The organism is Pseudomonas sp. SIMBA_067 (assembly GCF_046534675.1).
GTDB lineage: Bacteria > Pseudomonadota > Gammaproteobacteria > Pseudomonadales > Pseudomonadaceae > Aquipseudomonas > Aquipseudomonas putida.
In genome coordinates this window covers 1-374 of sequence record NZ_JAWRYH010000098.1, presented here as the reverse complement: position 1 = coordinate 374, position 374 = coordinate 1, and the positions used below count along the sequence as shown (strand labels likewise).

General features: G+C 58.3%; 1 protein-coding gene. It reads right to left on the bottom strand.

What is annotated here, in order from left to right; all coding sequences use genetic code 11:
• Positions 1–374, bottom strand: a 374-nt coding sequence (locus SB765_RS28250; protein WP_410932302.1) for an IS66 family transposase, incomplete at both ends; no start/stop codon positions are given.

Genomic DNA, 374 nt, shown 5'->3' with positions numbered 1-374 from the left:
AGCGACCCGGCAAACAACCAGTTCGAGCGCCCGAGTGCCCATGGCCGTATCTGGTTCTCGACCTGATTGTTGGCGATGGGCACAGCCACATCGTCCAGGTAGCGCGTCAGCGCTACCCAGCGTTTCAGGCTGTAATCGAGGGCTTTGGCCGTGGCTGATCCGTTCGGCACTAGGTCGCGCTGGGCCAACATCCAGTCATGCAGTTTTTTGCTGATCGGTACCGCCATTTCCTGACGTATTCGCCAACGGTCTTCGTTGCTCATATCCCGAGCCTGGCGTTCAACCTCGTACAAACCGCTAATCGAGTGCAGCGCCTGTTCGGCCAGCTGACTTTTGTTCGCGACATGCAGGTCGAAGAACTTGCGGCGAGCATG